The organism is Varibaculum cambriense DSM 15806 (genome assembly GCF_000420065.1).
Taxonomy (GTDB): domain Bacteria; phylum Actinomycetota; class Actinomycetes; order Actinomycetales; family Actinomycetaceae; genus Varibaculum; species Varibaculum cambriense.
This window is the reverse complement of record NZ_ATUF01000002.1, coordinates 841,183-864,854: the sequence shown is the minus strand read 5'-3', so window position 1 is coordinate 864,854 and position 23,672 is coordinate 841,183. Positions and strand designations below refer to the sequence as shown.

Genomic DNA, 23,672 nt, shown 5'->3' with positions numbered 1-23,672 from the left:
CCGGCGATGATGGAAATATGTCTGAGCAAAATTCTTTTCTAAAAGCTGTTCGCGGGCTGCGCCCTGATAAGACTCCGGTTTGGTTTATGCGCCAAGCAGGGCGCTCCCTCCCGGAGTATCGCCGCCTGCGCGCCGATAAAGATATGCTCACTGCCTGCACCACCCCTGACCTGGCTGCCGAAATCACCTTGCAGCCGGTTCGCCGCTACGGAGTGGATGCCGCGATTTTCTTTTCCGATATTGTCACCCCGCTGTATCTGGCGGGCTTAGAGGTAGAGATTGTTCCCGGTAAAGGTCCAGTTTTTGCCGATCCCATCCTGGAGCCTCAGGATGTTGACCGCCTCACCAGCCATCAGGGTTTTGATCCGGATTGTATTACCGAGGCCGCCCAGATTGCCTGCGGTGAGCTGGGCGAAACCCCTCTAATTGCTTTTGCGGCCGCGCCTTTTACCTTGGCGTCCTATCTAATTGGGAAAACCCGCTCGAAAAATCACCTGGAGGCGCGGGCTTTTATGCATTCCTATCCGGATGCCTGGAACCGGCTCGCCCGCTGGTGCGCCGATATGTCGGCGGCTTTCCTGGCTGCGCAGATTGCCGGTGGGGCGCGCACTGCCCAAGTTTTCGATTCTTGGGTGGGCGATCTGTCACGCGCGGATTATCAAACCTACTGCTGGGAGCATTCTCGGGTGGTGATTGATTCCGCCCATGCCCACGGGGTACCGGTGATTCACTTCGGGGTGGGGGCTGCCTCCTTGCTGGATTTAATGCGCGACGCGGGTGCCGAATGTATCGGGGTGGACTGGCGACTACCCCTAGGTGAGGCTGTAAAAATAATCGAACATGGCCCGGGAGACCGCTTCGCGGTGCAGGGAAATATCGATCCTGCGATTTTGTTTGCCTCTAGCCAGGTGCGCCGCGACCACGTAGACCAGGTTTTAGCGGAAGGCAAGAAAGCCGCCGCCCATATCGTCAACCTGGGACATGGGGTACCACCAAACGCCGATCCGGCGGTTTTACAAGAAATCGTCGACCAGGTACACGAATCCCGCTAAACGCGACAGGCTATGCTGAAGGATTACCCGGGGCGCACGGCCTCGAAAACCGCTTGGGGCAAGGAGATGCAATGCACGACCTAGCTGGATTAACCGATTATGATGTTCTGGTTATTGGAGGGGGGCTGGCCGGATTAACCAGCGCCTATACTCTACAAAAACAGGGCGCGCGGGTGGCGGTGATCGAGGAACGAGGACGCCCCGGCGGCCTAATCTGCTCGGGACGTTTTGGGGACTTTACTTTCGATATTGGTGCGGAGGCTTTCGCGGCCGGAGCTACCGAAGTCAAAGATTTATGCGGCGAACTAGGTTTACCGGTGGTGGCTCCCCGGGGTAAATCTTGGATTTTCCACCATAAACGTGCAGGTATTCCCGAGGGCGCCCTCCCGATTCCCCATGGAATGCTCGGGATTCCCGCCAGCCTGGATGACCCCGGGATTGTGCAGACACTCAGTGAAGCAGAAATGGAGCGCGCCCGCCAGGACTTAACTATGGGTCTGGAAGTGGGGGCAGAAGAAGCCACTGTCTCCGATCTGGTAACTGCCCGCCTCGGAAAAGCAGTTTTAGAGAAAGTAGTGGCGCCCGTGGCCGGCGGGATTCACTCCGCCAGCACCGACCGCTTAAACGTCGATACCGTGTTGCGCGGTTTGCGCCCGGCACTAAAAGAACATGGCTCCCTGGTGCAGGCAGTTGCCAGTTTGCGGGGACTGAAACCGGGTAAACCGGCAGTGCTTGCCCCCGAGGGAGGAATGTTCCGCCTGGTGGAAACCCTTGCGCAGCGCATTGAAGAGGGCGGGGGGCTGATTTTGTCCCATGTGCGCGCCCTCGACCTGGAGCCAGTTGATAAGAAATCTGACGCCGAAGCCGACGGCGCTGCGGAGTCGAATCAGCCCGGCTCAGCAGGCTGGAAGGTCATCGTTTCTAACACCAAATCGGGGGCGACTCCCGGGGCAAGCCCGATTAATATTGGCGAGACCGTCACGGTCACCGTGCCGCAGGTAGTAGTGGCTTTACCAGGTTATTTAGCTGCGCCGATGCTGCGCAAAGTACCAGGTATTGAAGTCGGTCAGCTCCCGCAGGGCGGGCCGATCGCGCACGTAACCCTATTTGTTGATTGCCCGGCCTTAGATGCCCATCCACGTGGTTCGGGAATGTTAGTCCAGCGCCCGAGCAGTGAAGATATTGAAAATGGCTGCGTGGGAGCAAAAGCTATCACCCACTACACTTCCAAATGGCCCTGGGCGGAGGAAGCTGCTGGTAAAGGCCACCATCTGCTCCGAGTATCTTATGGTTGGGCGAATGGGCCGCAGATTCCGGTATCGGTCGAGGGGGCATTGCAGGATGCTTCCCGGCTGCTGGGGGTGGAGATTTCCCCCGATCAGCTGCTGGGATCGATGATTATTCACTGGGATGGCTCCCTGCCGCCCTTCACTCCCAAGCATCGGAAAATGACCGCCAAGCTGCTGGAAGAGGTGCAGGCTTATCCCGGTCTGGAACTGGCAGGATCCTGGGTTGCCGGTTCCGGGATTGCCGCAGTAGTCCGCCAGGCGCAAACCATTAAATTGCGCGGTACCGGCTGGATTAGCGAAGCGGAGGAAGACGCCTTGGTTTTGGGAACTCGTGCCTCCCGCCTGGCAGTTACCCAATCGGAAACTGTGGCTAGCGCTTTGCGTGACCAGGGACTAAATGTGCAGCTACGGCAAGTGCGCACGGCAGGCGATATTTCTCGCGCCTCTTTACAAAAACTAGGAGGAGTGGGCGTATTTGCCGCGCAACTACGCCTGGCGCTTTTGGAGGGAAACTGCCATTTAGCAGTGCATTCTTTTAAAGATTTACCTACCCAGCCGGTTTCGGGGCTAAAAGTTGCGGCGATTCCGAGCCGCGCGGATGCCCGGGACGCCCTGTGCGCCGCTCCCGGTTTAACTTTGGAAACTTTGCCACCAGGCGCCAGCGTGGGGACAGGCTCTCCGCGCCGCGCCGCCCAGATTTTAGCTTTACGTCCTGACCTGAAGATAGTGGATATTCGCGGAAATGTTCCTACCCGCCTGGGCAGAGTGAAAGGTATTAGCGCTCCACAGGCCGATTTCACTGATGGCCGGGAGACACGCGAGAAAATTTCGCAGGGCGCACACGACCTGGATGCGGTGATTTTAGCGGCGGCCGGTTTGGATCGAATCGGGCTCGGCGCTTACGCCAGTGAGCGTTTCGATCCCGAACAGGTGCTGCCAGCTCCAGCGCAAGGCGCGCTCGCGGTGGAGGTATCGGAGGTGGCGCTTAAAGCCCACCCCGATTTAGCAGCTGCCCTGGAAGAGCTTAATGACCTGGCAACTGCGCTTACTGCTACTGCGGAACGGGCGGTGTTAGCGGAGCTAAACGCCGGGTGTGCCGCGCCGGTGGGGGCGTTTGCACAGATGGAGCGGGGGATACTCACTCTGACTGCCGCGATTATTTCCCTGGATGGTGCCCGCGAGGTGCGCATCAGTGATTCCTTGCAGGCGGATCCGGAGAAAACTTTTGCCGAGATGCTTGACCAGGCGCACCAGCTCGGTGAAAGTGTGGCTCGCGCCCTCTTGGAGGCAGGTGGCGGCGAGCTCGCTGACCTGGGCGCTGCTAAGGCGCGCGGCTAAGAACCGGCAACGGGTAACTATTTTCGGAGGGCGACAATGGCGTTTACAGTGGCACTGACCGCCGCGGCAACGCGCCCACTTACGAAAAAGCTGCAGGTGGAATTGCCTGACTTCCGGGTAGTTGGCGCTCCGGTTACCCGTTCTCTCCCGGTTTCACCCCCGCAACTTCCCGTCTGCCTGCAGCGTTTAAAGCGCGGGGAATATAGCTGGGTGGTTATTACTTCTGCCCGCACTGTCACCTATTTACAAGAACTGTTAGCTACCGAACCGCCTCTAACCACCTTTCCCCAGGTAGCAGCGGTAGGTAAGGCTAGTGCCCAGGCCGCGAGCAAGGCCGGTTGGAATGTCGCCTTGCAGGCGGGCGGCAATGCTACCGATTTAGCACGCCGCTTTGCGGACTTATCCCCCAGCACTTCCTCCCCTGGTCGGATATTTTTACCGGGATCGGCGCTAAGCAAACCCGATTTAACAGCAGCTTTAAGTGAGCAGGGCTACCAGATCGATGTTTGCCCCCTCTACACCATGACGCCGGTTTCCGCGTGTCCGGAAGTATATTTCCAAGCCGATGCGGTGGCGGTTACTTCTGGCTCTAACCTGCGCGCCCTCACTGACTTTGGGGTGTTTAGTTCCGATGCCACTGACCCTGCCCGCGCCCTCCCTCACCTAGTTTGTATCGGGGAGCCTTCTGCCCAGGTGGCCAAGGATTTAGGGCTAGCAGTTACCGCGGTAGCTAAGACTCCGGATGCAGGCGGGCTGGCTGCGGCGCTACGTTCCTGCCTCGAACGATAACTGCGGATTGAAGCAGCTGACAGTTTAGGTGTGAAATTTTGGTTAACGTTTATAAACCGTTGGGTAACGTATGCAGAAAACACCTTAACTAGCGGCATTAGCTAGACCACAACTGTTAAAATAAAGCATGAGTTATACACCCCAGCCTAATAGTGAAAACCCCGTTCCCCAAGGTTCCCCGATACCGCAAAGCCCCCAATTTTCACCGGTAAACCCGCAAATACCCGCCTCACCCCTGCCGCCGGCTGTACCTCCCAAGAAGAACAAGACTGGTTTGATTGTCACCATCGTGATTGTGGCGGTACTAGTTGTCACGTTGGTCGGGTTATTTGTCGCTAATGCGGTAGTTGCCAAAACCCAAGAAGATAATCTCAAATCCAGTTTCACCAGTGAAGGCTTTTCTAAGGTGCAGACGGAGATAGATTCCTCCCCCATGCTGATTAGCTACTTTAAAGACTATTACCGGCACGCGAAGGTTACTGCTGCTGAAGGAGAATTTAAGCAAGGATCTTTCGGTAAGCAGAATGCCGGTAAAAAGGACAAGCTGAAGATAAAAGATTTTAAGCTCGATGCTTACGGTCTCAAGGGTGGGGACGATCCCCTGATTGAGAAGGGGAATATATCTTTTAGTATGCCTGGGGAAGAGCTAGACAAAATGATGACTGACCCCAACTTAACCATGAAACGGGAAGGGAATAAGATCACCGCCGAAGGCACCGAGGATGGACTAAGGTTCCAGGTCGTGATGCGTATGCAGTTTGAACCCGGAAAGTCGGGAGAATCTGGAAAACTTTTCCTAGTCCCCGACAAGTTCATGATCAACGGTAGTGACGAGTTCATGGGGCAAAAGCTAAATCCTGCTGATATGGGAATGAAAAAGGAAGAAATCCCGATGGATTTGAATAAAGCTTTCGTCCTCAAGAACGTAGATTTTTCGGGTAAAGACATCAAGTTCGACATTGATTTCAAGAACGTCAAACTGAAAGATATCGGCAACTAGGTATTGCTGATGACCTGTTCCTGCAGGTAGCGGCTGGTGATTTCTGTAGTTACCTGCAGCTACCTCCTCGGCAACTGCTCCACATAAAAAACGTGCGCACTAGTTTCCGATGAGGGCATGGGTGATTTCTCTTCCGCGCTGCCCTGACGCTATCTTGAATATCGCGGCAGCGGGGATTCGCGTCAGTTCCAGGAAAACTCCGCCGCGCCCTCGGGAAATATTTGCGAAACTGCCCACGGTTTTGGGCGAGAATCTCGCTGCAGCGCCTCGGCGCGGTATGCTTTTTTTAGTTTTCTTATCCGCACGCCGCACGGCTAAGCCAAGGAGGAACGATTGTTTAACTCCCACGAAGAAGCCCTAAAATTTGTTGCCGACCAGGGTATCGAACTGATTGATATCCGTTTTTGCGACCTGATTGGCACCAGTCAGCATTTTACGATCCCCGCCGACCAGTTTGCGGACGCCCTGGAAAACGGGTTGATGTTCGATGGTTCCTCGATTCGCGGTTTCACCTCGATCGATAAGTCGGATATGAAGCTGATAACCGATGTGTCTGATGCCTATGTGGATCCGTTCCGCGCTTGCCCCACTTTGGTGGTGAACTGTTCCATCGTGGATCCTTTCACCGATGCGCCTTTCCCGCGCGATCCTCGTCAGGTGGCTGCTAAAGCGGAAGCCTATCTTCGTTCTACGGGAATCGCCGATACCTGCTTTATTGGGGCTGAAGCCGAGTTTTATCTTTTTGATTCGGTGCGTTACCAAACCCAGCCTTATGACACTTTCGTGAAACTGGATTCTGTTGAAGGCTACTGGAACACCGGCCGGGAGGAAGAGGGCGGAAACCTCGCCTATAAGACTCCTTTGAAGGGCGGCTATTTCCCGGTAGCGCCTTCCGATAAGTTCTGTGACCTGCGCGATTACATGGTGAAGCTACTCAGTGACTCCGGGTTAAAGGTAGAGCGCTCCCACCACGAGGTCGGCTCCGGGGGGCAACACGAGATTAACTATCGTTTCAACTCGCTGATGGCGGCGGGTGACGACATGATGAAGTTCAAGTACCTGATTAAAAACGCTGCGCAGGAGGCGGGAGTTACCGCCACCTTTATGCCCAAGCCGATGGCGGGCGATAACGGCTCCGGGATGCACTCCCATTTTTCGCTTTGGAAAGAGGGCGAGCCGCTGTTCTATGACGAAACCGGTTACGGTTCCCTCTCTGACCTAGCTCGTTACTTTATTGGGGGCTTGCTGCAGCACGCGCCCGCCCTGCTGGCGTTCACTAACCCTTCGGTTAACTCTTATCGGCGGCTGGTTCCCGGTTTTGAGGCTCCAATTAACCTGGTGTATTCGGCGCGTAACCGTTCTGCCTGTATCCGGATTCCGGTGACTGGCACTTCCCCGAAAGCTAAACGGGTGGAATACCGGGTTCCTGACCCCAGCGCGAACCCTTACCTGTCCTTCGCGGCTTGCCTGATGGCGGGGATTGACGGGATTCAAAATCGCCTAGAGCCGCCAGCTCCCATCGATAAGGATCTCTATGAGCTGCCGCCAGCCGAATATCATGACATTCCGAAACTGCCTTGTTCTCTGGATGCAGCTTTAGAGGCACTCCGCGCTGACCAGGACTTCTTGACTGAAGGTGAGGTATTTACCCCGGACTTGATTGACACTTGGATTGCCTACAAGGAACAAAATGAGGTGGCCCCGCTGCGGCAGGTGGTGCATCCTTATGAATTCCAGCTTTACTACGACATTTAGGTCTGTTTGCTAAATAAATCCCGCCCCCGCGGCCTCGGAAAATTGTAGGCAAAAGCCATTATTTTTTCTGAGGCCGCGGGGGCGGATTATTACTATTACAACCTTTACTTTTCGTCGCGATTAGTTTTAGTGATTTCCACTCCCCACAATACGCAGCCAATCACCCCGAAAACTGGGGCGGCCAGCACCATGATTCCGCCGCCAAAGGGGAAACTGCTGTCGGTGTCGATCACATAAAGAATCAGCGCCCCTACAGCCAGCAACACTACACATAGGATAGTGAATATCCAGGCAAAAACTTTCAGCATGCTGTGCCTTCCTTTCTGGTTGCGGCGGTTAACTGTACTAACATACACCTAGCATCATGAGTGGGTTAAAATCATTGCAGATACCTAGGAGAAAAAATGACTGATGATTTTTTGCTGAAACCAACTATTCGTCCTCGCCGCCTGCGGGCTTTCCCCGCAATGCGCAACCTAATCGCGGAAACTCGGGTCAGTCCCTCCCAGCTGATGCTGCCCGCGTTTGTACGAGACGGCATTGAGGAAGCGGTAGAGATACCTTCTCTACCGGGGGTTTTCCAGCATACAGTCGAGTCGATTCGCGAACTGGCCGCCGAGTGCGTACAAGCCGGAGTAGGCGGGATCATGCTGTTTGGGATTCCCAATACCGCCGATAAGGACGCGCAAGGCAGCCCCGCCTGGGATCCGAACGGAATTTTGAATCGCGGTATTCGCGCGGTGCGCGAAGAAGTAGGAAATGACCTGGTGGTGGGGGCAGACACCTGCCTGGATGAGTTCACCAGCCACGGACATTGCGGGGTAGTCACCGCCGACGGTCAAGTCGATAACGATGCCACTTTGCCGCTGTACGCAAAAATGGCGCTCAGTCAGGCACGCGCCGGAGCCCATATGGTGGCACCTTCCGGGATGATGGACGGCCAGATCGCAGTGATTCGCGCGGCTCTTGACGATGCTGGATTCACCGACACCGTAATATTGGCTTACTCCGCGAAATACGCCTCCGCTTTCTTTGGTCCGTTCCGGGATGCGGTTGCCTGCTCTCTAGAGGGCGATCGGCGCTCTTACCAGCAAGATCCCCGTAACCGCCGGGAGGGCGTATTTGAAACCCAGCTAGATTTAACCGAGGGCGCCGATATGGTGATGGTGAAACCTGCCGGTTACTATCTGGATGTACTGGCCGATGTGGCGGAAATGTCCCCGGTTCCAGTCGCGGCCTACCAGGTCAGCGGGGAATATGCCATGTTAGAGGCAGCAGCAGCTAATGGGTGGATTGACCGCGAGCGCGCCATTGACGAATCCTTGCACGCGATTGTGCGTGCCGGAGCCGATATGGTCTTAACCTATTGGGCGCTAGAGTACGCGCAGCGAGACAACTAGCCTAGTCAATGCCTGATTCTTCCCGCCTGCTTGCAGTTTCCGAGGTGGCACACGCCGCCAACTGTCAGTGGCGGCTTTGGTGCTACCTCACCGACAATACTCAGCTGGAATCCCCCGATGTTTTTCACCGCTATATCGGGGATTTAACTAGCGGCGAGGATGAAAAACTAGCGGCGAAATATCGGGCGGCCGGGAGAGTTTTCCAAACTGACTTGGAATTAACCGCCGAAGATCTGAACGGAACGCTCCCTTTCTTGGTTTACGAGGACGATTCCTGGGTGCTGCAGATGGCGCGCTTTTCTGCCCATGCCCGGCAAGACTCGGTGAACCTCTTAGCTGGTTATGCGCATCTAGCTCGGCATAATCAGGAGTTATTAAACGCAGATTTTCCCGCTTTAGCGGCAAAACTTGCCCCTTACGCCCAGATCTTACTGGCTGATGGCAAGACCGTAGATTTTCCTCTGGATGAACTGGAAGAGCTGTGGGAACCCATCGCTGACCAGGCACGGGAATTAGCAGGTGACCAGGTTTTATTGTCTGCTACCCCCGAGGAGGCTTGGCGCGCCCTCGCCACGGTTTGCGGTAGCTGTACGCACTGCCGTTGGGCACTGGAGCGTTATGATGATCCCCTGCTGATCAGCGGGGTAGGTCCGGGCCTGCGCCGGGAGCTGCGTCACGAAAATATTTTTACTGCCAGCGCTTTCGCCGCCAATCCCCCTAGTGGATATAGCCCGGAACTAATCCGACAAGCCCAGTTGCAGGTGGCGCAGCATCCAGGAGAACTACTGCTAGAAACTAACCCCCTGTCCCCAGCGCTAATGGCTCTTCCTGAGCCTCACCCGGGGGATGTGTATTTAGATTTTGAGAACGACTCCCTGTGGGGCTGGACCCTAAAAGATCACACCGGGCTGATTTACCTGGGCGGGCTGGTCTGCTGCGATCAAGATTCTTGGGGCGAACAAAAAACTTTAACCCCGGCGCTACCGATTCGCGGCCAAGAATCGCTACCGGCAGCAGACACCCTAAACATGGCGGAGGAAGTGGGGGAACTGTCAACGCGCATCGGCGGAAAATATCGAAGGTTTTGGGCGCATAACCGCGCTCAGGAACGCCAGCTGCTGATTGACCTACTGGATTTCTTGCGCCAACGTTTCCAGCGCTTCCCGCAGATGCATATCTACCATTATTCTCCACAAGAACGTCTCTACCTGCAGCGTTTATCCTCCCGGCACGGATTACTACAAGGCGAGGTGCGTGATCTACTGGCCGGAGACGGCCCCCTGCGGGACCTGCAGCAAGTGGTACAGTCAGCTATTCGCACTGGTCAAGGCGGCTATTCCCTTAAAGAGATGGAACCGTTCTATATGGGGTCTTGGATGCGTTCAGAGGATCTGGATAACGGCGCGGATTCGGTAATTGTCTATGACGGACTGTCGCGAGCAGGCGCCCTCGATCCGGGAGCCGAGCTTAGCGTTGATGCTGCCGAGCAGCTGCGCCTTCTCGCCCTCTATAACGAGTACGACTGCTGTTCAACGGCACTTTTGCACCACTGGTTAATCGCTCAACGCCGCCGCCCCCGCCTGAGGGCAAAGCTGGATCCCGCCGCCCTAACCACCAAATAAACTACGCTCTGGCTCCACCCGCTCCGCTTTAAGCTGTGCTTTTCGCTGAAGAAAAATTACAGCTAGCACTACTTCCGTCGAACCTATCCCCATGGGAAAATAGAGGTATGAGTGATAATCAACCCCAATCCGGTAACTTCGAAAATCAGCAGCTTCCCGGGATCCAGACTGGATCCCCCAACCCCTCTTACCCGCAATCTGCTTCCCAAGAGAGCTTCCCGTCCTCTTCCGCCCCACTGCCTACCCCACCCCGGTCTAATAATGGCGGCGGGAACATCAGTGCCGATGAACGTACGGTGGCGATTCTGGCTCATTTAGCAGCACTAATCGCCATGGTTGTTTCTGCCGGTTGGCTTACCTTTGTAGGCCCCCTCATCGTTTGGTTTATTTATAAAGATAAAAGTCCTTTCGTGCGTAACGCGGCGGCCGGTGCCTTTAACTTTAACTTGGCGATGACCATCGCCACCGTGGTGGCTTGGGTACTCTGCTTCACCATCATTTTGATACCCCTGTCCATCATCGCGTTTATCGTTATTTTCGTGATGACCCTGGTGTGCTCGATTAAAGGCGCCGTTAAAGCCTCCGATAAAGAGTTTTACCACTACCCCTTCGGGATTAACCTGCTGGACTAACCTTTTCTGAGTCGCCAACATTTTGTGACCCAAGGCACTTTCAAGACTATTCCCTGGTGAAAGGTTTTTTCCTTTTCCCAGTTCTAGAATTTCCAGATTCTTACTGTCCTAGACCCAGGCTTCTTTCAGCCCGGATAGAAAAGCTAACATTTGTTTATTTGGGTTACCTAAGTTGTGCTTGGGTTGTTTTGAAAGGATCTGGATTTGTCCTTTGCAGGAAGAGCTTGGCGATACGTCGTCAGAAAACCAGTTAGAACTATTGTTGTCTTCGCAGTGCTCACTTTAGTGGCCACCGTTTTGATGTCGGCGGATGCCATCGAGAGGGCGAGTGCGCGCGAGGGCGCGAAGGTAGAGGCCAAGGCGGGAGCCGGCTTCGTCCTCGGGAATAACCCCCAGTTCAACCAGGGAACCCCGCGGGGAGCCGGAACCGTTAAACCTGCAGATATCGCCCAAATCGCGAAGCTACCTGAGGTTAAAAACTATGTAGCCCGGCAAAACGTGACCGCTGATTTAGTTGGGGCTCAAACCCAAAAACTGGGAACCAATGACTATGACGAAAAGAAGGAAGCCCAGTTTGGTAATGCGGTGAACGTGTGGGGAGTCAACCGCACCGATATCGACAATAACTTTCGTTCCGGGGCGTTAACCCTGGTGGCGGGAAGGCATTTGCGACCTGGTGATCACCATAAGGCGATTATCCATGAAGATTTAGCGAAAGCTAATGGCCTGAAACTCGGTAGCAAGCTGAAACTTAAAGGCAACCCCTATGACGTCGATAATATGCGACAATCTACTGCGGAAACCGAAATGGAGATCGTAGGGCTAGTGCGGGGCTCCAACACCCGACAGGCAGCTCAGCGCAGCGAACTGTTTGCAAATACCGTTTACACGGATTTGGACACCACCCGCGCCCTCTACCAGATGAACAAGGATAATGAGATTTATCAGGATGCCAACTTCTTCGTGGCTTCCGAAAAAGACTTAGAGCAGGTAGAAAAGAAGGCCGGCTCCCTCAAGATTGATTGGCGTAACTACCAACTATCGCCCGCCACCCAGTATTTAGCAGGAATCACCGGGGCGCTGAGCGGGATAAATTCCCTGATGAGCACCACTAAGATGGTGGCCTTCGGGTTTGCGTTACTGATTTTAACCTTGGTGTTGTTCCTGTGGATGAATGAACGCAAGAAGGAAACCGGGGTGCTGCTCTCGGTCGGTACCTCCAAGGCCAGTATTTTCGCGCAATACCTGTGTGAACTGATGATTACCGCGATCCCTGCGTTTGTGCTGGCGTTCTTTATTTCTGGAGCAGTCGCGCAATGGCTGGGCAATTCCGCATTGGCCTCGGTCAATAGTTCACTAATGCAAGAATTGGCTCAGGCCGGGCAGGCAGGCGCCGATATGGAATCTTCGGCGGCGACTAAAACCCTGGATGCTCTAGCGGTGTCCCTATCTACGCCCTCGGTGGTTACTGCCGTGTTACTAACTTTGCTGGTAGGCGTACTTTGTCTATTGGCGGCATCGTTCCCGATGCTGCGCCGCCCGCCGCGTGCCCTCTTGGTGGATATCAAATGAAATCTCTTAGCATTTGGCGACGCGCCTGGTATTCGCTGAGCCGCCGCCCCCGCCGCGCCTTGCTGCTCACCCTAATCATGGCTGTAGTTTTTACCGCGCTGATTTCCCAGTCAGGAGTGCGCGCGCAGGTGGCCGGGATTTCCGGGGCGCTTAACTCCGGGGTGAACGCGGGATTCACTGCTCACAGCAATAGTGGCAATGTCTCTCTAGCGCAAGCCGAAAAGCTGAACCGCTTACCACAGGTAAAACGCTCGGCTTTCGAAAAAGAAACTTTAGCTAAACCCGAGGGCGCGCAGCTGGTAACTACCGCTTCCGGGGTGCAACTTGACGCCGAGTTTGCCGGGGATGCCGGGATTATCGGGACAACTAATAGTCATTTGCATCCGTCTTTTATGGGTAGGCTGTACCGGCTAGAAAGTGGCACACATTTGACAGCCAGCAAACGAGGCGCCCTGATTCACCGCGAGTTCGCCCAGCGTAATGGTTTACGTGTTGGCAGCCATCTACGCCTGAACGCCAAGGGAAATGCAGTAAAAGTGCCGGTAGTAGGGGTTTTCAGCGGAAAAACTGAGAATCCGGGAGGACTACCCGCCGGGGCTTCCGAGAATCAGATTTTTACGGACCTAAAAAGCAGTCAGCGCCTGGGCGGAAAAGAACTGACCACCGCTAGGTACTTTACCGGGGACGCCACCGAGTTACCGGCGGCTTTGCGCGGGGCTAAACAGACGGATTCGGAGCTGAATTTCGAATCTAATGCCGCCCAATTTGCGGGGGTGCTGGCTACCCTTTCGGGGGTAAATAAGCTGCTCACCGGGCTGGCTGTGGGAGTCGGTGGAGCCGGGCTCGCCGCCCTCGCCCTGATAATGATCTTTTGGATCCGCGGACGCACCCGCGAGATCGGGGTGCTACTGGCTGTAGGAAAAACCAAAGCGAATATCTTGGGGCAACTCGCCGTAGAGGCCGCTTTCTTGGCGCTAATAGGCAGCGCTATCGGAGCGGTCCTGGGATTTCTGCTGTCAGGGAAGGTATCTGCCCTGGTCTTTGCCAAGTCCGCCAGCCCGTCTTTATCCGCCCTGTCAGCTAGCGGGAGCGCCGGGAGTATCCTGGCCGCCCTCGTCCTCGGATATGTGATTACTTTTGTGGCGCTACTTTTAGCGACCGTTCCCCTGCTTCGTCAAACCCCGCGAGCTATTCTCGCCAAAATTAGTTAGGAAAGATTATGAGTATTTTGCAGTTAGACCACCTTGAATATGTGTATCCGGGAACCAGCACCCAGATCCTGTCGGACGTGTGCACCGACTTCGAAATCGGGAAGTTTTATGCGATTGTAGGCGCCTCGGGAGCTGGAAAATCCACCCTGCTGAACCTGCTGGCTGGATTGGATAAACCCACCTCCGGGGCAGTGCGCTTTGATGGTACCGATATTGCGGAAACTGGCTATGCCCAGCACCGCAAAAAGCAGATTTCGCTGGTTTTCCAAAACTATAACCTGATTGATTATTTGACGCCGCTGGAGAATCTGCGGCTGGTGAACGGGAAAGCCGGGATCAATACTTTGACCCAGCTGGGGCTGTCTGAAAAGGAGACACGGCGCAGCGTAATGGCGCTTTCTGGAGGTCAGCAGCAGCGGGTAGCGATTGGGAGAGCGCTAGTGTCGGGGGCTCCGATTATTTTGGCGGATGAACCTACCGGGAATCTGGATGAGGATACCGCCCGCGAAGTAATCGAGATTTTGCAGCGGGCCGCACATGAACAAGATAAATGCGTGATCGTGGTGACTCATTCGCGCCAACTTGCCCGCAGCGCCGACGTTACGTTACGCCTAAATCGCCGCAAGCTAGTGGTGGCGTGACCTGCCAGTAGTCAAGTGTTTACGTTCAGAGCAATGTAAAGAAATTCTCACTAGCACCTTGCTGCGACTATAGGCAGACCTTGATAAATGCTAACTACTAGCTCGCCTATTTACTGATTTATGCGGTAACTAAGCTATCTGTTGCCCTAAAAGCGTTCTATAAATCGGCTGATCTTTAAGCTCCTGATGAGTCCCTTCCGCGACCACGCGCCCACCATCAAGAACTACGATATGGTCCGCGATACGAATAGAAGCCAACCGATGGGCAATGACGATAGTAGTACGGTCAGCCCTCGCGCTACGAATATTTTTGGCAATGGAGGCTTCGAGGAACGGATCAATATTAGCGAGCGGCTCATCGAGGATAAGCATGTCGGGACGCCGAAGAAAAGCACGAGCAATCCCGATACGTTGACGTTCCCCACCCGAGAGCGTGGTTCCCCGATCCCCGACTTTCGCGTCTAATCCTCCTAAAGAAGTAATCAGCTCACTGATATCAGCTTCGGCAAGAGCTGCCCAAATATCATCATCACAGGCCTGCCGATTAGCTAAAACAAGATTGTCTCGCACAGTTCCGGCAAAAATATGGCAGTCCTGGGGAACAAGAGCCAGTCTTTCGCGATATTGGTTTGGTTGATAGGAGCGAAGATTTCTCCCATCGAAACGCAGTTCGCCTTCCTGAGGATCAAGATAACGCATAGCCAGATTGGCTAGGGTAGTTTTCCCCGCCCCTGATTTTCCGACAATAGCGATTGAGCGTTTAGGAGTTGCGGTTAAGTTAACTTGGTTAATAACTGGCGTACCTGCCTGATAGGAAAAAACCGTATTGTCGCTAACTAAATGATTTGTTTCTGCCTCGTATTCTACATGATTGGTTTCCGGGATGGAGGGGATGGGATCCTTAGCGTTAAGAATGGTATTAATCCGGTGTGCGCATGCCCCAATTTCTCCTACTCTTCCCAGCATGCCCACTAGCGTTGTCGCGGGGGTTGGTACGAGACCCGCTAGCACCACCGCAACTGGTAACAAAGCTGAATCCAAATGTCCGGTCAGTACCCATCCAGTTAGAATGACTAGCAAAATCGTGGATCCGACTGTGGTTGCAATCGTAGAAAAAGCTGATTCCCAGGCTTTTCTTATCGTTTGCGAATTCTTAGTTACCTGCACTTTTCGTGTTAGATCCAAGATCTGCGCATTTTGTTTATCCACCATCCCCAAGGATCGCAGTTCCCTTTGCCCTTGAATAGAATCCAGAACTGCAATACGCAACTGGGCTAGTTGATAACGTAATTTTTTACCTTGCCGGCGTTGTATGGACATAAGGGCGAAAGGGAATGCAATCATAGCTGCAGTTGGTAGCAGCATTATCAGTCCAATCGGACCAATAAAACTCACCAGCACCCCGGTGAATAAAGTTGGAGTGAGAATGGCGCAGATGGCAGTGGAGGCCGTATGCGCATAAAACCATTCCAGCTGTTCCGCATCATTCATGGCAGCCGATGCCACATCACCGGTACGTTTCCCTTGCAACCCTAAGGGCGCGATTCGTTCGATAGCGTTATAAATATGCACCCGTAAGGTGTGTAGAATCCGGTAAGCAACTTCATGTGACCACCAAACCTCAAAGAGGGTACTCACGGCATGCACGACCACCAGGGTAAACATCATAACGAACAGCAGGTTCAGATTATTCGTACGGTTTAATATGAATTGCGTAGATATCCATACTGAACTGACCGCAACCCCAACAACACTAATTTGGGCAAGTGCAGTCACAATAGTGGCGGCTACGAAAAGGGGAACACATTCGCGTAGCCGCTTCATCAGTGCAAGGAAATTACTGAAAACTAAGGTCATAGTCGACTAGGCTCCTATCTGTGCACTAATCAATCTTGACCAGGCATTATCTTCCTGGCTTAACGTACAGGGATTCCCGCTACAAAGCACTTTCCCATGTCCCATTACCACTACATGATCTGTTTGCTCAGCAGCGTCAATACGGTGGGTAACCAGCAATAAAGTGAGATTCGGGTACGCTTTGCGAATATTCGTCAGAACCGTTGTTTCTGTTTGGGTGTCCAGACCAGAAGTAGATTCATCGAGTACGAGGAGCGGGCATTTGCGAACCAGAGCCCGAGCAATCGCCAGCCGCTGTTTTTGTCCTCCCGAAAGGTTCTGAGCATGTTCTTCAATTTCTAAATCAAGAATATTGTCACCAGAATCAGGATTGTTATCGGGATGCAGGTTTGTAGCACAGGCTAGCTTGAGAGCCGTCATCATCTCTGCTTCATCCGCCTTGGGATTAGCTTCGGCCAAAATTGACCTTACTGTTCCTGGAAAAATAATCGGGTCTTGCGGAACCAGGGTGACGGTACGCGCAATCTCCAAACTATCCGCTGAAACCCCTCCCACTGTGATACTTCCACTATCAGGGTGATCGAAACCCATTAATAACCCGAGCGCAGTGGATTTTCCGGAACCTGACAGCCCCACCAAAGCGGTTGTTTTACCTGCAGGTGCAACGAAAGTGACTTGCTCAAGAGCCGGCTCGGCAGCTCCCGGATAAGTGTAGGAGATATCCACGAAAGATACTTCGTTACTGCGAGGCATGTTTTGCGGAGATTTGCGGGTAGTGGCAGAAGTTTGCTCCTGTTCAAATAACTCGCTCATAGCTGGCAGCGCGGAAATACCGAAAAACGCTTCATGCCAACATGCCGATAAGGCAGTAAACGGGCGGAAAAGTTCGATAGCTAGCAGCGTAACCACAAATAGCGAGCTAATCGGCATCGACTTGGAAGTAATCAAAGAAATTGCGATCACGAGCCCGAGAGCAGGACCGAGCACTTTCATCATTCCTGATAGGCCCGTTTCTCCCAAGGAAAGCCGTAGCTGCCCCATAGTAGTGTTCAGCAGCTGGCTGGACTGTTTTTCTAATTGGCTGCCATGATCTTTAGCCGCCTCAAAAGATTTCAAAGTGGACATTCCCATCATAGAATCCACGAAATCGGCATTGAGATTTTCGTACGCCACCCAATGCGATTGTCCGCGATCAGCAAGAGCTCTATCCCATAATCGGGGAATAGCAATAATCGCGACTCCACAGACTAAAAGAACTCCCGCAATCAGGGGAGAAATGCTGGCAATAGCAATTGTTAAACCAATCGCGGTTAGAGCAGTGACCGCCAGTTGGGTGAAATACTTGACGAAATAGGGTTCGATCGCCTCAACCCCATCAGTGAGAACCGACTGTATTTGTCCAGAACGCCCCAGTCCTCCCCGCATCGGTCCGCGCGCATCTAGTTGCTCTAGAAGTGCCTGCCGTAAGCGGCTTTTCACCACTAGTCCCGCTCGATTTTGTAGAAGCTGTCCCCTGACCTCAAGTAACGGACGGATTAAGAGCAAACCGGCTATAGCTATAATTAGTCCCACCACTGTGGAGACCCGGCGAGAGCTCAATAGCTCATTGAAAAGCATGGCGTTGCACACCGCGGTTGCAATATATAAGCAAGACACCAGGACACCCAACATCATGGCGGGGGCCAGTAGCCACACGGAGACTCCGGCGGCGCGCATAACTAAACGCTGCTTTGCGAACACAATCGCCTTTCCTTTCTCAACAACGGTATCGGTTCTACGCGTGCGGCATTGGGAAGGGGTTCATGCTACCTTCAGGTCTTGGCGAATCCACCCATCCTAACCGTACTGCTTCCTCTGCCACCATATTGCGCCCCAGGTAGGGAAATGCGGCAGGAGTATTGCCGATCGTGCCGGGAATTAATGTGCGGATCACATGCAGTCCGCAAGAAGCGACATCGCGAGAGGTGATATCAACGGTAATTACCCGCATACCCCGGGCGTGGATACGCTCTATATAACTAGCTAGTTGGCTATCTTTCAGCTGTGGCACAGATGAAATACTGCGGGTTGCTGGTATGTCCAGCAGTGGTTTCACCCTGTCTACCGCGCGAGGATCTAGAAAGACTTCTTGCTGAATTAGGAGGTCATCTACATCTTTGAGATCCTCACGGAAGTCATCCAGATAGCGGCGGTCACGGCGCCATTTCTTATATGAACGTCCAGGAAGTAGACCTTTACGGATTGCTGTCCAATGTGCCCCTTCGGGGTTTGCGAGGTCGTGAGCTCCCTCTTGTAAGGTTAGCGCTTCGCTCCAGGCTTTTAAGGCGCCTTGTTCAACGCTCGAGCGACAAGAAAAACCAACGTGGACCAGTTTAGAGACATCATTGTGAACTACCCCGGCTAGCACCGGAATATTGAATGTGTTGTCTAGATTGATCAAAGCGGGGCGGAGTGGCTCTTTCGTCCCGCTAAAAAGATCTAAATATTTCTGTGGTAATTTCAGGTGCGGAAGCGGCTGGGTATTCAACCACCACACCATGGTGGCATGCCGTTCAATAATTTCACTGATACCCGATAATATTGCCTGTTCACTGCTGGTTCCTGCAGCTACTCCAGCAAACGCTGGAAAGTTAACTTTCGGTTCTTGCCGATACTGGTTGGTATACCAGTTGACATACACCAAGGAGGCGGGAACGAAAACTGGCTCTTCATTCTCATAATAGGTACCTTCCACCCACCCTACGGGCAGGTCAGGGGTCAAAGGAACAAAAGGAAATCCGGGGTGCTGGTATTGGTTTGCAGAGAATAGCACCAGTTCTTCCGGATGAAGAAGCGGGTATCCTTTTCTCGTTAATTCCCGATAAGAACCATGCAATACCGGTTTGAGATCGATTAGGTTAGAGCAATAACGCTCGACCGATTCACCAATAGCCGCTAGTTCAGTGTCGTGGATCTGCGCTTCTTTTTCTGCTTCTCCAAGCTCATTGGGGATTAACGTTGAGCCTTGGCAAAATACAGTGTTGATATAAGTTGATGTTCTGCGTAAATCACATGTTCGCGCCTGGGTAGTATGCAATGTAGGCGGCATATAGGCACTGTGATGTACCCGAGTGAGCTCTTTTACGATTCCATAGCATTTATCAACCACAAAGGTGGGAGGGTGAATCGGGGATTTAGGCTGAGGGCCCATCATAAAATTCGTGGGAAGCACCGCGTGAACTTCGAGCTCCCCGTCCAAGGAAATTGCCCAAATAGTGTCAAGGGGGGTTGATTTCTGGTTATCGATTTCATTGCGAGTAATAGCTTTAATTAATTCCGCTGCTTTGTGCCCCATATTTGTGGCTGCACCTAAGCGCGGTAAGAAACTTCCCCATACGGGGCTACCCATTTTTGCTTGAAATACTGCACTATTGACTGCATTTCCGGCGAGACGAGCAAGACTGTCGCTATAAGTTGCACCTTGCCCTTTAAGTACTGCTGGGCCAACCAATAGTTGGTCGGGGGTGTGATCCACCGTGATCACTGAAATATTTAGTCCGAGATTGTCTTCAATAGTTTGCGCAAATACGGGAGCAGGCTCATCTCCGCGGCACACCACCAGGGCGCCGCGATTGAAGACTTGGTATGCACATTCGCGAACTGACTGGGAAGACAGGCGCGCCGTGACATCAATCTTTTGGAGCTCTGAAGTTATTAAACGCGCAATTGTGGGGTCACCGCAGACAATTACCTCTGCATTGGCCTTAGATTGAGGATCAGGGGTCTGGGAGACTAGGTCATGCGTGTTGATAAAACAACTGTGTTTTTCTAATGCTTTTTTCAACGGAGTGCCCAAAGGGTGAGTGGACTGGACATCCTGCGCCGCATCTAAGACGCGCACGATGCTATTGACATCCGTTGAGAGCACCAGATCACGACCATCTGCACATGTAAGAACGCATCTATTCGTATCCAAAGGCCTTACTTGCGCACAAATCTTCCACATAACCCCTGATCCTCTTACCTATATGAAATATTGGGTAAAGTGCGTCTTAGCACTATCTTTTACCCGATGCCTATCTACTTACCTCCATGCAAAGCTCTGCTGGGTGGCACCGTGATGGCAGTGAGGAACAGTGATTTGATCGGTGTTCACTTCCTCAATCTCTACGATTTCGAGTGTGTTCATTTCCCCTCCTTTCAAGCGATAGAAACTTCAGAGGCTAGCCTTTAACTTATTACTTAGGTTATGCTAACCTAAGCACAGTTTACATGGTTTCTTCTTTTACACAAGAGGGAAATAAAACTACGGAACAAATGAAGGAGGTTAGGTGAAACAGATATCGCAACTATCCCCGCCTAAGTGCGAAAACATCATCAAAGTGCGCGGTGAGATCCGGTTACCCGAAGGCAGTGTCTTCTACCCACAGTGGAAAACCTCTGGATCTAACCCGGTATATGGCGGTTACCAAGATGCTTGCGAAACTCTGGTTTATGACACCAAAACTTTTGATGTCATCACCCATAAATCTGGAAAATCATTCCCCTTAGGACAGCACATTAAACCGATAAAAGTGCTCGACCAGGAGCTCTATTTACAAGGCTCCTCCTTTATTAACGCTCCCCGCCTTTACCGACTTGACCGGAAAACTGGAGAACTAACTTTCGCCACGAATGACATCTCCCAAAATGACAACGCATTTACCTGCAGACAGATTTGGGCCCCTAGTGAGGACGGAACCCGAATCCCTATAGACTGCTTCGGAACGTTAACGGAGAAACAACCGACAATCGTATTTATTTACGGAGGATTCGGAAGAAACAATCACAGTTTTTATAGTCCAGACATTTACTCAAAATGGTTAACCCGTGGTTACAGCATTGCCGTTATTCACTCCCGAGGAGGCGCTGAATATGGGAAAGCTTGGCACCAAGCCGGGGTTAAAGCAGGAAGACGCAAAGTCAGGGAGGATATAGCCTCCTCTATTCGTGAATTGCATCGTCAAGATATTTGTACCCCCGAGACTACATTTGTACACGGTATGTCTCATGGAGCATTGCTGGCAGCGATTACCACTATCTCCCACCCAGAACTCGTATCCCAAGTAATATGCCGCGTCCCGATCAGCAGCACTAAAGACCTGCCGAAAACAACCTTAGGCCGTCAATGGTTAGACGAGTACGGGGATCCTCAAACCTCTGATTGGGATAACTTTATGAAAGAAGAAGATCCCTTAGCCTGTGATGCCACACCCCAAAGTTTAAGCAACACATCTTGGCTGATTATTGGCTACTGTCACGATGCAGTCACCGCTATTTCTCACGCAGATTCCCTAGTCGAACGGGTAAATAATTTGGGAGGAAAAGTAACATACTGGCGTTATTCCAGCAAAGGCGGCCATGAAGGGGCATGTGATCCCAGCGAGCGGATAGCCCATGAACGCAAACTGTGGAGCTATCTCAGCCAAAAAGCATCTGAAACAAAAATGAAAGCAACGCATTCACCATGTTGACGAATAGAAAGCAACGCCTGGTTCTCGGAATTATCTTAGCGTTAGCACTAGTCTGCTCAATAATAGTGGCTGTAATTGTGGGTGCTACGGATATTTCATTATCGGCAGCACTTGAAGGCATCGCTGCCGCGCTGAGAAGAACTACTGACACTAACGTTGACACTCAGATTATCGGGGAGGTCAGATTTCCCCGCGCTGTTCTGGGAGCAATCGTTGGTGCGGGACTGGGAACATGCGGCCTCATAACCCAATCGTTACTGCGAAACCCCTTGGGCGATCCCTATATTCTAGGTATTTCCTCCGGGGCTTCCACCGGCGCCGCAGCAGTCATAGTTTTCGGAACAACTAGCAATATTTTATCTGCATTGGGAATCACCTTCGGTGCCTTCCTGGGAGCAGTAGCCTCCATCCTGCTCGTTACCCTGCTAGCTTCTGCCGGAGGAAAAATCACTCCCACACGCATCATTTTTGCAGGTATGGCGGTAACTTACTTTTTCTCAGCAGTAACCAGCCTGATAACTCTCATGGCTAAAAACGCGGCCGGAACCAAATCGGTAATGTTTTGGATGCTCGGGTCAATATCTAACGCCACCTGGCATGACACTATTATCGCCGGCAGCGTGGTAACTATTGCAATAATCTGCTTCACCATCTGGGGAAGAAGGGTTGACATCCTTAACCTGGGAGACGATGCCGCAATCTCACTGGGTACCAGTCCCCGCCTCTATCGAAACCTCCTATTCCTCATAGTGGCGCTCACTATAGCGGTGCTTGTCTCCCTTACCGGCGCCATCGGATTCGTGGGTCTAGTCGTTCCTCATGCTGCGAAGCAACTAGTCGGTTCCACCACCCGAGCTGCGTTACCTATCTCTGCCCTGGGTGGCGCACTGCTTGTCGTCATCGCCGACACCTGCACCCGCGTGGCTATCAGGCCAGCGGAACTACCTATCGGCATACTAACAGCCCTGGTAGGAACCCCTATGCTAATGGCTCTCATCAAGAAATATTCCAAATAGAAAGGAAGAAAAGAATGATCAAGAAACGAATTGCGGCTGGCGTACTGGGGGTAAGCCTGGTAGCTGCCGCCCTCACTGGCTGCTCCGGGACAAAAGAATCGTCCAGCGCCGCTGCTGACCAACCTATCACGGTTAAAAACTGTGGGGTGGAAACGAAGTTTACGACTCACCCTAAGAAAGTAGTCTCGATGGGAGTCACCGGTCTGGCATACCTCTTTGCTGCCGGAGCGGAAAAATCCATTGTTGGCCGCGCTAACGAATGGGGTGAAGAACCGCCAGCTTGGATAGGTAAAAAAGCAGACGGCATCAAAGTATTATCAACGGAATCCATTTCTATGGAAGCCCTCATGAAGCTGAAGCCTGATCTTGCTTATGGAGGTGGATTCAGTTCCGAAACCACCGCTCCGAAAGCGGTAGCAGAAAAAGGAATCCCTGCCGTTGTGGATGCTACCGAGTGTAACTACTTCTATCCGGATCAAAAATCCGATGAATCGTTCAATACTACTTTGGCGGAGATTACTCAGCTAGGCAAAATCATGGGCACCTCCGAAAAAGCGGATGCCACAGTCAAGGATCTTAAAGAGAAACTCGAGCAAGTTAGTAATCAGAAAATCGGTAAAGACCGCAAAGTTTCCTACGCCTACTACTACGGAGAAGATCCTGAACTATTTAGTTACGGAAACAAAGGCGTGATGGGGGAAATAAATAAGACCCTTAATCTCGTTAGTGCTATTGACCCGAACTATCATCCGCACCAAGGCCCTATTGCACCAGAAGCATTTGTTAAGTCAGACCCTGATGTAATCATTTTGCTCACTGGAATGGGCGGAGCCACCAAAGAAAGTTCAATGCAACGACTTGAAAAGATTCCTGGCTTCAAGGACATGAAAGCGGTTAAAAATGGCAACATTATCTATGCGGAATCCGCAGTAGCCTATGCCTCCCCCACCGCGATTTATGGAACATTTGAACTGGCTGATCAGCTCAAGAAACTAGGAAAGTAAAC

General features: G+C 52.6%; 18 protein-coding genes. 14 read left to right on the top strand and 4 right to left on the bottom strand.

The window, feature by feature from the left end:
- The first annotated feature begins 17 nt into the window (after positions 1–17).
- The 5 genes from hemE (at position 18) to glnA (ending at position 7,223) form a co-directional block, all read left to right on the top strand.
- The gene (hemE, locus tag F605_RS0103835) at positions 18–1,052 is read left to right on the top strand and encodes a uroporphyrinogen decarboxylase (RefSeq protein WP_022864589.1); all 1,035 of its coding nucleotides are present in this window, start codon (positions 18–20) and stop codon (positions 1,050–1,052) included.
- Between the two features lie 71 nt (positions 1,053–1,123).
- Positions 1,124–3,679, top strand: a complete 2,556-nt coding sequence (locus tag F605_RS11575) for an FAD-dependent oxidoreductase (RefSeq protein WP_336433109.1) — start codon at positions 1,124–1,126, stop codon at positions 3,677–3,679.
- A gap of 36 nt (positions 3,680–3,715) precedes the next feature.
- The gene (locus F605_RS0103820; RefSeq protein ID WP_022864588.1) at positions 3,716–4,468 is read left to right on the top strand and encodes a uroporphyrinogen-III synthase; all 753 of its coding nucleotides are present in this window, start codon (positions 3,716–3,718) and stop codon (positions 4,466–4,468) included.
- Positions 4,469–4,595: 127 nt separating this feature from the next.
- The gene (locus F605_RS0103815; RefSeq protein WP_156005247.1) at positions 4,596–5,468 is read left to right on the top strand and encodes a hypothetical protein; all 873 of its coding nucleotides are present in this window, start codon (positions 4,596–4,598) and stop codon (positions 5,466–5,468) included.
- 333 nt (positions 5,469–5,801) lie between these two features.
- Positions 5,802–7,223 carry a type I glutamate--ammonia ligase gene (gene glnA / locus F605_RS0103810; RefSeq protein WP_022864586.1) on the top strand — a complete coding sequence of 474 codons (1,422 nt, stop codon included), beginning with the start codon at positions 5,802–5,804 and terminating at the stop codon, positions 7,221–7,223.
- 104 nt (positions 7,224–7,327) lie between these two features.
- Here glnA and F605_RS0103805 read toward each other — a convergent pair whose 3' ends face one another.
- On the bottom strand, positions 7,328–7,531 hold the full coding sequence (locus F605_RS0103805; protein ID WP_022864585.1) for a hypothetical protein: 204 nt from the start codon (positions 7,529–7,531) through the stop codon (positions 7,328–7,330).
- A 96-nt stretch (positions 7,532–7,627) separates the two neighbouring features.
- Here F605_RS0103805 and hemB point away from each other — a divergent pair, with 96 nt between their 5' ends.
- From hemB to F605_RS0103775, 6 genes are all read left to right on the top strand, one after another.
- A complete protein-coding gene (hemB, locus tag F605_RS0103800) occupies positions 7,628–8,623 on the top strand; it encodes a porphobilinogen synthase (protein WP_022864584.1) in 996 nt (331 codons plus the stop codon).
- 8 nt (positions 8,624–8,631) lie between these two features.
- Positions 8,632–10,245 (top strand): ribonuclease H-like domain-containing protein, encoded by a 1,614-nt coding sequence (locus tag F605_RS0103795; protein ID WP_022864583.1) that lies wholly within the window; start codon positions 8,632–8,634, stop codon positions 10,243–10,245.
- Between the two features lie 107 nt (positions 10,246–10,352).
- Entirely contained in the window at positions 10,353–10,877 is a 525-nt protein-coding gene (locus F605_RS0103790; RefSeq protein ID WP_022864582.1) for a DUF4870 domain-containing protein, read from the top strand.
- Positions 10,878–11,162: 285 nt separating this feature from the next.
- Positions 11,163–12,449 carry an FtsX-like permease family protein gene (locus F605_RS0103785; protein ID WP_244865157.1) on the top strand — a complete coding sequence of 429 codons (1,287 nt, stop codon included), beginning with the start codon at positions 11,163–11,165 and terminating at the stop codon, positions 12,447–12,449.
- The gene (locus F605_RS0103780) at positions 12,446–13,660 is read left to right on the top strand and encodes an ABC transporter permease (RefSeq protein ID WP_022864580.1); all 1,215 of its coding nucleotides are present in this window, start codon (positions 12,446–12,448) and stop codon (positions 13,658–13,660) included. The genes F605_RS0103785 and F605_RS0103780 overlap by 4 nt, the downstream gene beginning before the upstream one ends.
- A gap of 8 nt (positions 13,661–13,668) precedes the next feature.
- The gene (locus tag F605_RS0103775; RefSeq protein WP_022864579.1) at positions 13,669–14,301 is read left to right on the top strand and encodes an ABC transporter ATP-binding protein; all 633 of its coding nucleotides are present in this window, start codon (positions 13,669–13,671) and stop codon (positions 14,299–14,301) included.
- Positions 14,302–14,430: 129 nt separating this feature from the next.
- Here the strand turns inward: F605_RS0103775 and F605_RS0103770 are convergent, their stop codons facing one another.
- The 3 genes from F605_RS0103770 to F605_RS0103760 are packed head-to-tail and all read right to left on the bottom strand — an operon-like array spanning position 14,431 to position 20,065.
- Positions 14,431–16,158, bottom strand: coding sequence for an ABC transporter ATP-binding protein (locus tag F605_RS0103770; RefSeq protein WP_022864578.1), 1,728 nt, complete (start codon positions 16,156–16,158; stop codon positions 14,431–14,433).
- A gap of 6 nt (positions 16,159–16,164) precedes the next feature.
- Positions 16,165–17,898 (bottom strand): ABC transporter ATP-binding protein/permease, encoded by a 1,734-nt coding sequence (locus F605_RS0103765; RefSeq protein WP_022864577.1) that lies wholly within the window; start codon positions 17,896–17,898, stop codon positions 16,165–16,167.
- Positions 17,899–17,932: 34 nt separating this feature from the next.
- The gene (locus F605_RS0103760) at positions 17,933–20,065 is read right to left on the bottom strand and encodes a YcaO-like family protein (RefSeq protein ID WP_244865156.1); all 2,133 of its coding nucleotides are present in this window, start codon (positions 20,063–20,065) and stop codon (positions 17,933–17,935) included.
- Between the two features lie 403 nt (positions 20,066–20,468).
- Here F605_RS0103760 and F605_RS11525 point away from each other — a divergent pair, with 403 nt between their 5' ends.
- From F605_RS11525 to F605_RS0103740, 3 genes are read left to right on the top strand one after another with little or no spacing between them, the layout of a single operon-like run.
- A complete protein-coding gene (locus F605_RS11525) occupies positions 20,469–21,650 on the top strand; it encodes a prolyl oligopeptidase family serine peptidase (protein ID WP_022864574.1) in 1,182 nt (393 codons plus the stop codon).
- Positions 21,644–22,666 carry a FecCD family ABC transporter permease gene (locus F605_RS0103745; protein WP_022864573.1) on the top strand — a complete coding sequence of 341 codons (1,023 nt, stop codon included), beginning with the start codon at positions 21,644–21,646 and terminating at the stop codon, positions 22,664–22,666. Before F605_RS11525 ends, F605_RS0103745 begins: the two co-directional genes overlap by 7 nt.
- A 14-nt stretch (positions 22,667–22,680) precedes the next feature.
- A complete protein-coding gene (locus F605_RS0103740; protein ID WP_022864572.1) occupies positions 22,681–23,670 on the top strand; it encodes an ABC transporter substrate-binding protein in 990 nt (329 codons plus the stop codon).
- Positions 23,671–23,672 lie beyond the last annotated feature (2 nt).